The organism is Anaerovirgula multivorans (assembly GCF_900188145.1).
Classification (GTDB): Bacteria; Bacillota; Clostridia; order Peptostreptococcales; family Natronincolaceae; genus Anaerovirgula; species Anaerovirgula multivorans.
Genome location: NZ_FZOJ01000003.1, coordinates 22,222 through 36,737, shown reverse-complemented (window position 1 = coordinate 36,737; position 14,516 = coordinate 22,222). Strand labels below are relative to the sequence as shown.

The 14,516-nt window shown below is 32.8% G+C and carries 12 protein-coding genes and 1 tRNA gene; 11 read left to right on the top strand and 2 right to left on the bottom strand.

Annotation, left to right across the window (positions count from 1 at the left end; translation table 11 throughout):
* Position 1: 1 nt before the first annotated feature.
* The 9 genes from CHB72_RS03830 (at position 2) to CHB72_RS03790 (ending at position 8,931) form a co-directional block, all read left to right on the top strand.
* On the top strand, positions 2–1,222 hold the full coding sequence (locus tag CHB72_RS03830; protein WP_089281552.1) for an aspartate kinase: 1,221 nt from the start codon (positions 2–4) through the stop codon (positions 1,220–1,222).
* Entirely contained in the window at positions 1,219–2,400 is a 1,182-nt protein-coding gene (locus CHB72_RS03825; protein ID WP_089281551.1) for an aspartate aminotransferase family protein, read from the top strand. The genes CHB72_RS03830 and CHB72_RS03825 overlap by 4 nt, the downstream gene beginning before the upstream one ends.
* Positions 2,401–2,535: 135 nt before the next feature.
* Positions 2,536–2,611: transfer RNA gene (locus CHB72_RS03820), tRNA-Val, on the top strand.
* Positions 2,612–2,853: 242 nt separating this feature from the next.
* Positions 2,854–3,435: a response regulator gene (locus tag CHB72_RS03815; RefSeq protein ID WP_089281550.1), complete on the top strand. Its 582-nt coding sequence runs from the start codon at positions 2,854–2,856 to the stop codon at positions 3,433–3,435.
* A 428-nt stretch (positions 3,436–3,863) separates the two neighbouring features.
* Entirely contained in the window at positions 3,864–4,679 is an 816-nt protein-coding gene (locus tag CHB72_RS03810; RefSeq protein WP_089281549.1) for a VanW family protein, read from the top strand.
* A gap of 40 nt (positions 4,680–4,719) precedes the next feature.
* On the top strand, positions 4,720–5,574 hold the full coding sequence (locus CHB72_RS03805) for an MBL fold metallo-hydrolase (protein WP_089281548.1): 855 nt from the start codon (positions 4,720–4,722) through the stop codon (positions 5,572–5,574).
* Positions 5,571–6,047, top strand: coding sequence for a Cys-tRNA(Pro) deacylase (ybaK, locus tag CHB72_RS03800; RefSeq protein WP_089281547.1), 477 nt, complete (start codon positions 5,571–5,573; stop codon positions 6,045–6,047). The genes CHB72_RS03805 and ybaK overlap by 4 nt, the downstream gene beginning before the upstream one ends.
* A gap of 232 nt (positions 6,048–6,279) precedes the next feature.
* Complete coding sequence (locus CHB72_RS03795) at positions 6,280–6,777, top strand: hypothetical protein (RefSeq protein ID WP_089281546.1); 498 nt, start codon at positions 6,280–6,282, stop codon at positions 6,775–6,777.
* A gap of 285 nt (positions 6,778–7,062) precedes the next feature.
* The gene (locus CHB72_RS03790; protein WP_089281545.1) at positions 7,063–8,931 is read left to right on the top strand and encodes an LTA synthase family protein; all 1,869 of its coding nucleotides are present in this window, start codon (positions 7,063–7,065) and stop codon (positions 8,929–8,931) included.
* 196 nt (positions 8,932–9,127) lie between these two features.
* Here CHB72_RS03790 and CHB72_RS03785 read toward each other — a convergent pair whose 3' ends face one another.
* Positions 9,128–10,414, bottom strand: coding sequence for a [Fe-Fe] hydrogenase large subunit C-terminal domain-containing protein (locus CHB72_RS03785; RefSeq protein WP_089281544.1), 1,287 nt, complete (start codon positions 10,412–10,414; stop codon positions 9,128–9,130).
* Between the two features lie 298 nt (positions 10,415–10,712).
* Between CHB72_RS03785 and CHB72_RS03780 the strand changes: the two genes are divergently transcribed.
* Together CHB72_RS03780 and CHB72_RS03775 are read left to right on the top strand one after the other, a co-directional pair.
* Positions 10,713–11,858 (top strand): dicarboxylate/amino acid:cation symporter, encoded by a 1,146-nt coding sequence (locus CHB72_RS03780; RefSeq protein WP_089281543.1) that lies wholly within the window; start codon positions 10,713–10,715, stop codon positions 11,856–11,858.
* Positions 11,859–12,190: 332 nt separating this feature from the next.
* Positions 12,191–13,468, top strand: a complete 1,278-nt coding sequence (locus tag CHB72_RS03775; protein WP_089281542.1) for a dicarboxylate/amino acid:cation symporter — start codon at positions 12,191–12,193, stop codon at positions 13,466–13,468.
* A gap of 56 nt (positions 13,469–13,524) precedes the next feature.
* On the opposite strand, the gene CHB72_RS03770 is transcribed toward CHB72_RS03775, so the two are convergent.
* Positions 13,525–14,328 (bottom strand): NAD(+)/NADH kinase, encoded by an 804-nt coding sequence (locus tag CHB72_RS03770; protein ID WP_089281541.1) that lies wholly within the window; start codon positions 14,326–14,328, stop codon positions 13,525–13,527.
* Positions 14,329–14,516 lie beyond the last annotated feature (188 nt).

Genomic DNA, 14,516 nt, shown 5'->3' with positions numbered 1-14,516 from the left:
AATGAAGATTGTAGTACAAAAATATGGGGGCTCATCTGTAGCTACAACAGAGAAAATTAAAGAAGTTGCAAAAAAAGTTATTAGAAAAAAAGAAGAAGGATATCATGTGGTGGTCATTGTTTCAGCTATGGGAAAAACTACTGATGAACTAATTTCCTTGGCAAAAGGGATAACAGATCATCCGGTTCCAAGGGAAATGGATATGCTGTTGACAACAGGAGAACAGATTTCCATAGCCTTGTTATCTATGGCTCTAAACGCCAGTGGATATTCAGCAGTATCCTTTACTGGACCACAATTAAATATCCAAACTACTTCTATTCATCAAAAAGCACGCATTAAAGATATCGAAGCGTCTAAGCTTTTGAGAGCTCTAGAAGAGGACAAGATTGTGGTAGTAGCAGGTTTTCAAGGGGTAACTGAAGATAACGAAATTACAACGCTAGGACGTGGAGGCAGTGATACTTCAGCGGTTGCTTTAGCGGCAAAATTAGGGGCTAGCTGTGAAATATATACTGATGTAGATGGAATTTATACGATGGATCCTAGAAAGCTAAAAAGAGCAAGAAAAATAGAAAAAATTAACTATGAAGAAATGATGGAAATGGCTAGCTTAGGAGCGGGTGTAATGCATTACCGAGCTGTGGAGCTAGGACATAAATATCGGATACCAATTTATGTTGCTTCTACATTTTCAGAAGAAATAGGAACAATTATAACAAATGGGGGAGACGCTTCTATGGAAGAAACCTTAGTGACCGGAATGGCTTCAAGCTTAGATGATATACAAATTACATTATTAAATTTACCTTCTTCTACCAGTAGTCTATATAGATTATTTGGAGAACTCGGTGAACAAGAAGTAAACGTAGATATGATTTCTCAAATGTTAACAGAAGATCATAGAATGAATGTAAGTTTTACTATATCTAAAACCGATCTTCATGTAGCTGAGGAAATTGTTGAAAAATGGAGACAAGAAGATAAAAGTGTTCAATGGGAAGTGAATACAGATATTGCAAAAATCTCTGTAGTAGGTTTGGGGATGCGTTCTCATTCAGGTGTTGCTGCTAAAGTATTTGAGCTTATGGCTAATAATCATATTGAGATTAAAATGGTTACAACCTCTGAGATTATCATCACATGGGTAATAGACCAAAAGGATGAACTAAAGGCTATTGAATTAATAGGTAAAGGTTTTGGATTGGAGATGGAAGAATGATAAAAGATTGGATGATGCTGGATCAACAATATATTCTGCCAACCTATGGTAGAATGCCAATTGTGGTGAAGAAGGCAGAGGGGATGTATATTACTGATGAAAATAATGAAACCTATTTAGATTTATTTTCAGGATTAGCAGTTAATGCATTAGGTCATTGTCATCCTCAGCTTTTGGAGGAGATGCAGCGGCAAAGCAGTCAGTTTGGACATATTTCTAATTTCTTTTATAACAAACCTGCAATAGAATTAGCAGAAAGACTTGTAAATTCAACTTTCCCTGGAAAGATATATTTCGCTAACTCTGGAGCAGAAAGTACAGAAGCAGCTATAAAATATATCCATAAATATAGTAAGGATGTAGGGCAGGAGGGTGTTGTAGTATTTAAAAACAGTTTTCATGGCAGAACGCTAGGCGCCTTAAAATTGACAAGAATGGAGAAGGTTCAGCAGGATTTTCCTTCCATTAATATGCCGGTGTATGAACTGGAGAAGGAAGACTTACAATTACTAGAAATGATCTTTCTAAAGCATCAGCCAGCAGCATTATTATTTGAACCAATTTTCGGTTCAGGTGGAGTACAGGTGATTTCTAAGGAGTTCATTGAAGAAGCTAGAAAGCTTTGTGATAGATATAATGTATTATTATGTATGGATGAAATACAAACAGGAATGGGAAGGACTGGAGAACTCTTTACTTATCAACACACCAATATTACCCCTGATATCTTGCTCTTTGCTAAAGGGATAGGAGGAGGGCTTCCTCTAGGAGGTATTTTGGTTGCAGAAAAGATTGCCCACTATTTTAAAGGGGGAGATCATGGTACCACTTTTGCTCCAAATCCCATAGCAGCAGCATTAGGGAAAAGAACAATAGAAATCCTTCAAGAAAGCATATTATCTCAATCGAAGGAAATGGGAGTATACTTAAAAGAACAGTTGGAAGCATTAAAAAGCCAATATCCTGAGTTCATAGGAGAAATTCGTGGCAAAGGTCTGATGATTGGTGTAGAAATATTGAAAAATCATGATATATTGAACAAGCAATTTCATGATAGAAAAATATTGGTGAATGTAACCAATGTTAATATATTAAGATTACTTCCATCCTTAATCATAGAAAAGCAACATGTCGATACATTTATTAGTAATTTTTCTCAGATTGTAAGTGGATGGTAAGACAGCAATAAAAGGGCCTAAGGGCCTAAGGGCCCTTTTGGTGCTTAATCAAACTTGTCGTAATAAATCCTTTTAACTCATTAGTATAATATAGTTGCGAAAAGGGCAGAGGATGTGCTATAATTACATTTACACGGGCAATTAACTCAGCTGGTAGAGTGTCTCCTTGACGTGGAGGAAGTCAGGGGTTCGAGTCCCTTATTGCCCACCAATAATGGTAATTTGCGCGAATGTTGAACATTTCATAAAAAAATGATTGGATTATATCCAATCATTTTTTTGGTCAATAGGAAGTTATGTCCTATGTTTTTTAAAACTTCAAACTCATCTCTATTCTTTATCATTTTTTATCCTGTTTATTGGAGTTGATAAGATACAATTTTTATTTTGCCTCTGAAAATAGATTGAATGATCACAAGGTAGAATAAGTAGTTAAATAGAGGAGACGTTAAAATGAAAAAAGTACTAATAGCTGATGATACAAAAAACATCAGAAAATTACTAACTACATGGTTGCAGCATGAAGGATATGATGTTATCAGTGTAGAAAATGGCATAGCAGCTCTAGAAGCATTTCAAGCAATGTGCTTTGATTTAGCTTTTTTAGATATTAAAATGCCCCAAATGAGCGGGACTGAAGTTTTACGTCAAATTCGTACAATGGGTATAGAAACCCCTGTAATAATTATTACAGCATTTCCAACAGTAAAAAATGCAGTTGAATGTACACAAATGGGAGCTATTGCTTATTTGCAAAAACCTTTTACAACCAATAGAGTAAAGCAAGTGCTAATAGAAGTTATGAATACTAATGAACAATACAAATCTTTAGAAAGCTTATTAAAAGGTGCGCAGGATAAACTCTCTAATAACAATATTGACGAAGCTTTAGTGATTTTAAAAAATGCTTTGGCAATTGATCCTACCTATGGACACACTTATTATTTGTTATCAGCTGCATATGAAAAGAGCGGTGATATCAATGAGGCAGAACGTTTTCGTGAAATCTATGAACTATTCAATATAAAAAAGTAATAAATACCAGTTTAATAATAAGCAATATTATTGTAAGTTTCAATAAAAGATGACTAGAATATTTATTTTTGTCATCCTTTTTAATATAACATTTTTAACAGGAATTATAATAACCCGATGACGAAATATAAACAATTTTGGCGAAAAAAGTTGAAACTATATTTGATTAACTAGAGAAAGGTACTAATTGTGTCGGTAATTTCTATGCTAAATACTTTCTAAACATTCAGCAAAATAGATGAAATGTCGAATACTTAGATGAAAAGCACGAATGGTTTAAATGTAACAGAAACTTTCTATTGCATTGTTGATATATGTGAAAAATAATGGAATAAATTGAAGGGTTTTTAAAAGAAAAATTGAAATTATGATTAAATATCTATGGAGCAAGAAAAGAAAATTTGATATTGTGTGGAGAGAGGGAAACTATGCAACCGAAAAAGAGATCAAATTTACGCATAATTTTGGGTAAGAATTATTATACACTAAGGAGATATCTTGAATGGTGCTTTGGTAAAACAAAATTTGCTATGAGCGTAAATACTGAGTTAGAACCATATATTGTGTTTAAACATCAAACTCCCCTATTAAGGAAGCTAAAGGATATAGAGATGTGGTTACAATACAATAAAATGATTAATCTTAAGCTAGCTATTGAAAAAATAAATGGGGTTATCATTTACCCAGGAGAAACATTTTCTTTTTGGAGGTTAATAGGAAAAACAACACGAAACAAGGGTTATGTAGAGGGGATGATCCTTTCTCATGGGAAATATAGAACAGGAGTTGGAGGAGGTTTATGCCAATTATCAAATTTAATATACTGGATGACATTACATACCCCATTAACTGTTATAGAAAGACATCGGCATAGTTATGATGTTTTTCCTGATGTAAACAGAAAGTTACCATTTGGAAGCGGAGCAACTTGTTTCTACAATTATCTAGACTTAAGAATACTAAACGGAACAGATCAGCCTTATCAATTACATTTATATTTAACTGATCAAGATTTAGTTGGAGAATGGAGAACTACAATTGAACCAATGGATACATATGAAGTTTACGAAAAAGAGCATTGGATAAGCCATGAATATTGGGGCAGCTATGTTCGTCATAACACAATTTATCGAAAGATATATAACTATGAATCACAATTGATTGAAGATAAGTACATAACTGAAAATCATGCAATCATGATGTATGAACCATTGTTGACTGATAATATTGCCAGTGACAAATAACAGGAACAGCTAAAAAAATAAAAAAGAGAGAAGGATTAAAATGATATTGAAGGTTTTGGTAGATAACTATACATATATTGATGAATATTATTATGGTGAACCTGGGGTATGTTATTGGATCGAAGTAGACGGCAAAAAAATTCTATTTGATCTGGGTTATTCTGATATTTTTATAAAAAATGCAGAAAAGATGGGATTTAGCCTTTTAGATGTAGATACTATCGTATTCTCCCATGGTCATAATGATCATACATGGGGTATTAAGCATTTATTTAATCTATATTCAAAGTATAACATAAATGAAGAGCAGCTAAAAAAGAAAAAAATCATTGGACATCCTCTGGTATTTAATCAAAAGAAGGCAGAAGAGGGAGAGATAGGCTTTAGAGAAGTCGATAAAGTTATATTAAAGAATTTTCATCTTCATTTAAGTAAAGAACCAATTTGGATTACTGATAGCTTGGTTTTTCTTGGGGAAGTTGAGAGAACCAATGATTTTGAGAATAAAGAACCTATTGGTAAGACTGTGATTCATGGCAGGGAGGAAGATGATTACCTCTTAGATGATTCAGCGTTGGTCTATAAGGCTGAAGAGGGTTTGGTTATTATTACCAGCTGTTCCCACAGTGGTATTTGTAATATTGTAGAGTACGCTAAAAAAATCTGTAATCATAGTAAAGTGCTAGATATTGTTGGTGGATTTCATTTACTTAATCCTGATGAGCAAAAGCTAAAGAGAACACTGGATTACTTAGAGAATTTAGGACCAAGATATATTTATGCAGCCCACTGCACTGATTTTCAATCAAAATTGACGATAGCTCGTTTATTGCATGTAAAAGAAGTAGGGGTTGGATTGGAATTAAGGTATGATGAAAGGGATAATATAAGATGAAAAAAACAAATGCAGCAAGAATATTAGACAAATATAAAATTATCTATGAGTTAAGGGAATATGAAGTGGACAAGACTGATTTAAGTGCAGAAAATGCAGCTTTAAAGGTAGGTATACCATTAGAGCAGGTGTTTAAGACATTGGTAGCTCGAGGTGATAAAACTGGAGTCATTATAGCCTGTGTTCCTGGCGGAGCTGAGTTAAACCTTAAAAAAGCAGCCAGTATCAGTGGGAATAAAAAGGTGGAGTTAGTACCACTAAAGGAAGTACAGCAGTTGACTGGGTATATTCGTGGAGGGGTTTCACCTATAGGTATGAAGAAAAACTATCCCACTTATATTGATAGTAGTGCTTTGCAATTTCCTAATATAATGATTAGTGCAGGTGTAAGGGGTTGCCAAATTCTAATAAATCCTAATGATCTGTTGAAGGTAGTGGCTGGAACAATTGGAGAGTTCACAGATATAGATTAATATAACATAAATAATTAAAAATTATTGAATTGGACAGGATTTCCTGTTCTTTTTTTGTGCTAATACTTAAGATAGACAGTTATCTGCCAAATTATAATTATTGCAAATAATAATAGAAACAAAATTTTGAAAAAAATTTATATATAATGAAACTTTTCATGGAAAAAAATCGTCTAAATATATATGAAAGAAAAGGGTATAAATAGAAAAAATGATAAAGGAGTATAAGAAAATGAAAAAAATTCTGTTAATCCTTCTTATAAGTACATTATTGTTATTTGGATGTTCAACGACAATAAGTGATGAAAAGTTTACATATATTGATATGCCGGAGGAGATTAATTTTTATTATGGTGGAGACACAATGAACATTGGAAGAGAAATGGATCACTACCGTATAATTTACTCTCTTATTAATAAGGTTGTTGCTGATACTGTTAATCCAGGAATAATGAAGTATACTGAAAGACAGCTTAATGAAGAAGATATTAAAATGGCAGGATATGCCTTGGAATTAATTTATACAGACACAATAAAGAGTGAGTTGATGATTGATGGAAAAATCCAAAAACTTAGTTATGACAGGATTTTTATTCCATTGGATAATAACATTGTATTTTTAGGTAATGACAAAGAATACGCTAAAAAAGGTTTATCTATAACCTTTATACCTAAGGAATTTGTAGCTTCATTACTTAATTACGAAGAGATAGAAATAAATGATAAATAGTACTTTTTATTTGAAAATATATAGAACTATAAGAGTAGAAAATATTAAGTATTCTCTTCGCAATTTGAATACTTAATATTTTTGATTTTTGTTGTCACTTAGCATAAAATATATTATATTCTAATTATGATATTAGCTAAGGCATACGCCCCTAAATTTTAATATACTAAAGGTTATATTTGCAGTCCTCGGCTATGGTTTTCGGCCGAGGGCGAAACCGTAGACCGTGTATATTAAAATTTAAGTCTAAAGGCGTATATCTATAAGACACTAGGGGGACAAAAAATGGAAAAGAAATATTCACATACAAAAAATATATATATTCTTTCTTTATCTAGTCTAGGTATATTTATTAAGATTTTTATATTACATGCTTATATAGGCATTGAGAGCAATTATTTTATGATTACTATTAGTAATATTTTTTTAGTTACAGTAGCATTTTGTTTAACTTGTCTATGTAGAGAAAATAAAAGAGTAAATCTATGTTTGATAATCAATATGGGGCTATCTATATTACTTTTAATGGATATCATGTATTTTAGTCATTTTTTTACTTTGATACCTATTCATAGTATTTATCAAATAGGACAGATTGGACCTGTTTCTAATAGTATTGTTGCTTTAGTAAAACCTCAATATATTTTGTTTTTTATTGATACAATAATATTATGGGTCTTCTTTAGGAAAAAACAAATCGTTTTACCTGTGCTTAAGAAAAAACAAAAAAACGCTTTTGCTATGATGTTACTTCTTCTAATTACTTCGGCATCAATAATAACCTATAGAATAAATATGGATGCAGAGGACCATTATACTCCTTATAACTTAGGGGTAATCAACTATCATCTATATGACATAATGAACTTTTTTATAAAAAGTCCATTAGATATTGATAGGGTAGAGGCTGTTATGGATACCATTAACCAAGTAGACAGCAACCAAAAGGGATTTGGGTGGGCAAAGAATAGAAATGTTATTGTCATCCAGGCGGAATCTATACAAAATTTTGTTATTGATAGGGAAATTGATGGACAGAGCATTACTCCTGTATTAAACAATTTAATCAATAATGACAGTATATATTTTAGTCGTTATTATGAGCAGGTTGGCTGGGGTAACACTTCTGATGCGGAATTTATATCCCATAATAGTTTTTATCCTTCCACTAAAACCTTCAGCTATAAGGCTTTCGAAGATAATGAGTTTATTACTTTACCCTCATTATTAAAGGAGGCGGGTTATAGTACTATTGCTTTTCACGGTAACGAAGGGAGTTTTTGGAATAGAGAAAGTATTTATTCTTCTCAAGGAATAGATACCTTCATAAGCTTAGAAGCATTGCAGCAGGATGAGCTTATAGGTATAGGGTTAAGTGATGGATCTTTATTCAAGCAGTCAGTGGATTTTCTAAAAAAACAATCACAACCCTTTTATTCTTTTTATATAACTTTAACTTCTCATCATCCTTTTATGATGGAGGATCAATATAAAGGTTTGAAATTTCAAGATACTTATAAAGATACACTGCTGGAGGATTATTTACAAACAGTACATTATCTAGACAATGAACTGGGAAATTTTATTGAACTGTTGAAAAAGGAAGGATTATATGATAATTCTATTATAGTAATATATGGAGATCATGAAGGACTCAATATGCGTAATGAAGAAGCAAATCATCTACTAACCTCCTTTTTAGGTAAACCCTATGAAGAGGATGAGATGTTTAGAGTGCCATTCATTGTGCATATTCCCAACAGCGGATTAAATGAGGAAATTGGAACAGTAGGTGGACAAATAGACTTTTTTCCAACAATGGCGAACCTATTGGGATTGGAGATGGAACCTAACAAAACCTTGGGAAAAGACTTGTTGAACATTACAGATGGATTTGTAGCAAAACAAGTGCATGTGGCGAGGGGATCTTTTATAGATGATGAGAAAATCTTTATCATGTCTAATGATGGTATTTTCGAAAACAGTAAAGCTTGGAATATTCATACGAGAGAGCCTGTTGATTTACAAGAATGTCGTGAAGGCTATGAAAGAGCATTAGCGGAGATTAATTTATCGGAATACATTTTACAAAACAATTTAATACCAACGGTTAAGGAAGAAGGATTAGAATCTATTTTACAGTTGCATCCGTAAATCTGGATGTAGCTAAGAACTATAAATATAGATTCTTAGTGTATTAAAAATAAGATTGATGAGCATATCGAACCAAAGATTCTTTTAAACCTATAAAAGAAATGAGGAAGATATATGGAAGAAAGACTATCAAAGGTAATAGGTGACTTATTAATAGGATAAGGATAACAGAGGTTAGTAGAAACTATGATTTCTACTAACCTTCTGTTGTAGGAAGGTTTTCAGCTTCGGTAGGATCGGTTTCCAAGATAGAATACAATTTTTTAAAGTTGACCATACAATCCCCTTCTTTTGCATAGCCTAGAACAATATCTTCAGCTAATGCACGACAGGAGGGGGAACCACAAGCTCCACAATCTATTTGAGGGAGCTTTCTTATAACTTCCTCAATTTTCATAAGCTTTTCTATAGCCTTGGATAAATCTGTATCTAATTTATCTGAGTATAACGGATCGATAGGTTCTGTAAAAACAAATTTCTTAGCAGAAATATCCATGTTACCGGGAGTATAAGGATAATGATTTTCAGCTAATCGACGAATACGATTTCTGGCTACAAAGGAATTTTCCACTGTAAGGCTTCCTCCCACACATCCGTTGGTACAAGCTTGGCATTCTAAAAAAATCAAATCATTTATTTTATGATCTTCAATTTCCTCTAATACTTCGATAACGTTTTCAATTCCATCAATTGCAAGATATTCCTTTATTCCTAAGGCCTTACTTTGCCCTTCAACCCTGGACCAATCTATGCCTTTACCGGAAGGATAATAATTATTTGATGCTTCAGTAGAACTCATATTTTTACTAACCATTAAGAATATTGATTTAATGGAAAGGGAACCATTAATATAAGTATTTTTTGTACCTATAGGTTTTTTAAAGCTAAAAATACGTGCGGTGCATGGAGAAATATAAAATATGCCGATTTCTTCTTTTGGAATCTTTTTTTCCTCTATAGCTTTATTACGAGCCATAAAAGCTGCGATTTCAATAGGCGAATCAATGGGTAATATGTGACTGATTAGATTATGAAAACGAAGCTGGATTAATCGGATGATAGCTGGACAGGATGAAGATATAATGGGAAATTTGGTAGTACTAGAGATGTGTGTTTTTGTGAAATTCGTAACAAGGTCTGCCCCGTGGGAAACCTCATATATATCATTAAAACCAAATTGTTTTATACTTTCAATGATTTGTGGAGGTGTAACACTTTCGTTAAATTGACTATATAAAACTGGATCGATTAGAGCGATTCTATAGGGATAATGAAAAATATAATCTAAATCAGGGGTGATACCAGCAAAGGCGTTAAAGGGACATATGTGTATGCAGGTACCACAATTAATACACTTGCTATCGATAATTTTAGCTTTACCATTTTTCACACGAATTGCATCAGTAGGACACCGTTTTATACAATTGGTACATCCTGTGCACTTTGAAGGATCTAAAGATATTGCGTGTATCAAAGAACGCATAACAATTCCTCCTAAGGATATAATAAATATTAGTTATTTGTAAAAATTGTTATTTAATTATATTTACATATAAATATTATACAATGAAAACAAGGAAATTAAAATGTTTTTGAACTTTATATAAAATATGAAGACGTTGTGTGAAATAATTCAAAATATTTAATATTACAACTACTTTTCAATATATTGAGAACTATAGGAATATAAGGTATTATAAATTTTGGGTGTAAAAGGAATCATAACAAGAAAACAACTAAATATGAAACAAGAGAAAAACTACAAGAAAAGGAGTGTTATAATGAAAAAACTAGGTTTACTACCCAAACTCATTATTGGTATTATTATTGGTATTATTATTGGCACCACAAGAATTGAATTTCTTACAAGGTTATTAATAACCTTCAGTGGAATTTTTGGAAACTTCTTAAATTATATTGTTCCACTACTTATTATCGGATTTGTTGCTCCAGGAATTGCAGAGCTTGGTAACAAAGCTGGTAAATTATTGGGTCTAACTGCTGGTATTGCTTATTTATCTACAGTAGTGGCAGGTGTACTAGCTTTTTTGGCAGCAACAACTATACTGCCAGCTATTATTACTGCTGGAAGAGAAACAGCGGCAGAAGCCTTAATTGCTTCTCCATATTTTGAAATTCAAATCCCGCCCATCATGGGGGTTATGGCAGCTCTAGTAACTGCTTTCATATTAGGATTAGGGATCGCAGCTATTAAAGGTGATACAATGCTTCACTTTATGCAAGAGTTTCAACAGATCATACAAAAAGTTATTGAGAATATTATTATTCCATTATTGCCAATACATATAGCTGGAATATTTGCTAGAATGGCTTATGCAGGAGAGGTGGCTGAAACCTTTGCTGTATTTGGAAGAGTATTCGTTTTAGTTATAGCACTGCATATAGCTTATATTATTATTCAGTATTTAATAGCAGGTTCTATGACAAAAGTAAATCCATTTACAGCTATTAAAAACATGCTACCTGCTTATTTTACTGCGATTGGTACACAATCTTCAGCGGCAACTATTCCTGTTACCGTAAGAAGTACAAAAAACAATCATGTTGCTGATGAAGTGGCAGAATTTGCGGTACCTTTATGTGCTACTATTCACTTAGCAGGAAGTACGATCACCCTAACGATATGTGCTATAGCAGTAATGGCCTTGGAAGGGATGACATTAGGCTTTGGACAGGTATTTCCTTTTATTTTAATGCTAGGGGTCACAATGGTGGCGGCTCCTGGAGTACCAGGGGGAGCTATTATGGCAGCACTAGGTTTACTAGAAACTATGCTGGGCTTTACTGATGGACAATTGGCATTAATGATGGCATTGTATATTGCTCAAGACAGCTTTGGAACTGCAGCAAATGTAACTGGTGATGGTGCTATTGCATTAATTGTTAATAGACTTGCACGTAGCTAAGTTAAATAAAATTAAATATTTAATATAGAGATATAAGGAGAAGATGAAACTTTTCTCCTTATATTTTTTTGAAGTTAAACATAAAGAAAAATCATTTAAGTTGTAAAATTGAGAAACTAGAAACAAAAATACTTATTGGAAGAAATTACATCAAAAAATAGAACGAAGTAAACTCAATAGATGTATGAATAGTATAAAATTTCACAAGGTGTTGGTAAATTCTAAAACTTGTGTCAATTTATGTTTGAAAGTATAATAATAACAAGCGTTTAAAATACAGGAAAACAGCTGATTATTTTAAACTTTAGACATCTAAAAAGGAGGAGAAGTAAATGACGAAAAAACCGTTAGGTGTAACAACAAAAATCCTTATCGGACTTATCTTAGGTATAATTACAGGTATTATACTTTATATGCTACCTGCAAGTGGGTTTAAAAGTGATGTGATTATTAACGGGGCATTTCTTCTAGTGGGACAGGTGTTTTTAAGAGCTATTATGATGATGGTTGTACCATTAGTATTTATCTCTCTAGTAAATGGTTCTGCAGGTATGGGAGATGTTAAAAAGCTAGGAAGAATAGGTATTAGGACAGTACTATTTTATCTAGTAACAACGGCTGTTGCTATTTCTATTGCTTTATCCTTAGCATCCATTGTAGATCCTGGAGTAGGGCTAGATCTTTCTAATATTGTAACAAAGGAGCCTACTATCAATGAAGGCGTACCACTAGTAGAAGTGTTGATTGATATGATACCAAGAAACCCAATAGCAGCAATGTCAGATGGAAGTATGCTTCAGATTATTGTGTTTGCTGTATTTATGGGAGTAGGCTTATCAGCAATGGGAGAAAAGGCTAAACCTATTGTTAATACCTTCGAGCTATTAAATGATTTAATGATGAAAATGGTTGGTTATGTAATGCTATTGGCTCCCTATGGAGTATTTGCATTAATCGCTAGAACCTTCGCTACTGAGGGGTTTGATGTAATGGTGCCATTAGCGAAATATATGTTAACAGTAATTGCAGCACTTATAATTCATGCAATTGTTACCTACGGTGGTATGTTGAAAGGTTTTACAGGCTTAAGTCCTATTAAATTCTTGAAAAACTTCGTACCGGCTATATCAGTAGCCTTTTCTACAGCCAGTAGTGGTGCTACACTACCAGTAACAATGGAGATTGCGGAAGAGAGACTTGGCGTGTCAAAAAATATCGGTTCCTTTACTTTACCACTAGGAGCAACCATTAACATGGATGGAACTGCCATCATGCAGGGGGTTGCCACTATATTTATTGCTCAAGTATACGGGGTAGATTTAAGCTTTTCCGCTATCTTAACAGTAATCTTGACTGCTACCTTAGCATCTATTGGTACAGCTGGTGTACCAGGAGTAGGCTTAATCATGCTATCTATGGTATTGCAATCAGTAGGGTTACCAGTAGAAGGTATTGCATTAATCATGGGTATTGATAGAATTCTAGATATGTCTAGAACTGCTATTAATATTACTGGAGATGCAGTCTGTACTTTGATTATTGCTAAAGCAGAAGGAGAATTTGATCAAGAAGTTTTTGATGCAGATAATAGAGAAACTACTGTAGCGTAACCCACTAAAACATAAAAACCCCCTCCAGAACTTGGAGGGGGTTTTTATGAGACATTCTATAAAAATTTGCTGATGACTTTGCCCCAAAAATTAAAATCTTTTAAACGTAGCATCTTAACCTTCAATTCAGAAAGCTGTAGACTAACCTCAGTGATACCTGCAAATCGATATTCAGTACCATCACTAACGATAACAATAGAATTTTCAAACCGATATTCAGGATTAACTTTAATAATTGTATCTGATGGGAGAATTACACTGGATGTAAAGGAACGGTATGCATTGGTGTTAATGGGTGCTAAGGGTGCCACTTGAAGCACATTAAGCTTTGGATCAACTAAACTGCCACCGATAGAGTAATTATAGGCAGTACTACCACTAGAAGTAGAAACCAGTATACCGTCACCACTAAATTTCTGTATTAGATCATTATTAACGGAAATACTAAGATGAACTGTTCTTGACTTGTCTCCTTTTATAACAATTTCATTAATAGCTCTAGTTTCAATACAATTATTTCTTGTGCATATGGTGGCTTTCATAGTGTGAACTTCTTCTAAAAAATAGTCACCTGATATATATTTTTCAAGGAAGGTATCTATTTCATCAGGAGTAATTTCAGTAAAAAAACCTAAATGACCAGTATTGATACCTATAATTGGCACATCCGGGAAATCATATTTATGTAATGTCCATAAAAAAGAACCATCACCACCAATAGAAATAATCAATTCTGCATCTTCGTTAAAGTTGTTAAAAACTTCATAACCCAATTTGTAAAGCTGCTTTTTTAAATATTCAGCAGTTTCTACAGAAAAATCTTTATCATTATGTAAAATATTTATAATTTTTCTAGTCATTTCAAACGCGCTCCTTTTTATTAATAGTATTAACATCAGATAGTGTTAAAAGAAAATTAAGAAAAGTACAATTTTGTTTAATATATCAAAAAAGACAATCAGTTTCAACACTAAACTTGAAATAATACTTGATATAATATTATATTAAGTATTATTTCAAGAATTTACAATACTAAATATGTTTAAAG

Excerpts from the sequence above, each read along its gene's own strand:
- CHB72_RS03790 (WP_089281545.1), top strand. The coding sequence starts at position 7,063 with ATGGAAAAGAAATATTCACATACAAAAAATATATATATTCTTTCTTTA.
- CHB72_RS03825 (WP_089281551.1), top strand. The coding sequence starts at position 1,219 with ATGATAAAAGATTGGATGATGCTGGATCAACAATATATTCTGCCAACC.
- CHB72_RS03775 (WP_089281542.1), top strand. The coding sequence starts at position 12,191 with ATGACGAAAAAACCGTTAGGTGTAACAACAAAAATCCTTATCGGACTT.
- CHB72_RS03795 (WP_089281546.1), top strand. The coding sequence starts at position 6,280 with ATGAAAAAAATTCTGTTAATCCTTCTTATAAGTACATTATTGTTATTT.
- CHB72_RS03815 (WP_089281550.1), top strand. The coding sequence starts at position 2,854 with ATGAAAAAAGTACTAATAGCTGATGATACAAAAAACATCAGAAAATTA.
- ybaK (WP_089281547.1), top strand. The coding sequence starts at position 5,571 with ATGAAAAAAACAAATGCAGCAAGAATATTAGACAAATATAAAATTATC.
- CHB72_RS03770 (WP_089281541.1), bottom strand. The coding sequence starts at position 14,328 with ATGACTAGAAAAATTATAAATATTTTACATAATGATAAAGATTTTTCT.
- CHB72_RS03805 (WP_089281548.1), top strand. The coding sequence starts at position 4,720 with ATGATATTGAAGGTTTTGGTAGATAACTATACATATATTGATGAATAT.
- CHB72_RS03785 (WP_089281544.1), bottom strand. The coding sequence starts at position 10,414 with ATGCGTTCTTTGATACACGCAATATCTTTAGATCCTTCAAAGTGCACA.
- CHB72_RS03780 (WP_089281543.1), top strand. The coding sequence starts at position 10,713 with ATGAAAAAACTAGGTTTACTACCCAAACTCATTATTGGTATTATTATT.
- CHB72_RS03830 (WP_089281552.1), top strand. The coding sequence starts at position 2 with ATGAAGATTGTAGTACAAAAATATGGGGGCTCATCTGTAGCTACAACA.
- CHB72_RS03810 (WP_089281549.1), top strand. The coding sequence starts at position 3,864 with ATGCAACCGAAAAAGAGATCAAATTTACGCATAATTTTGGGTAAGAAT.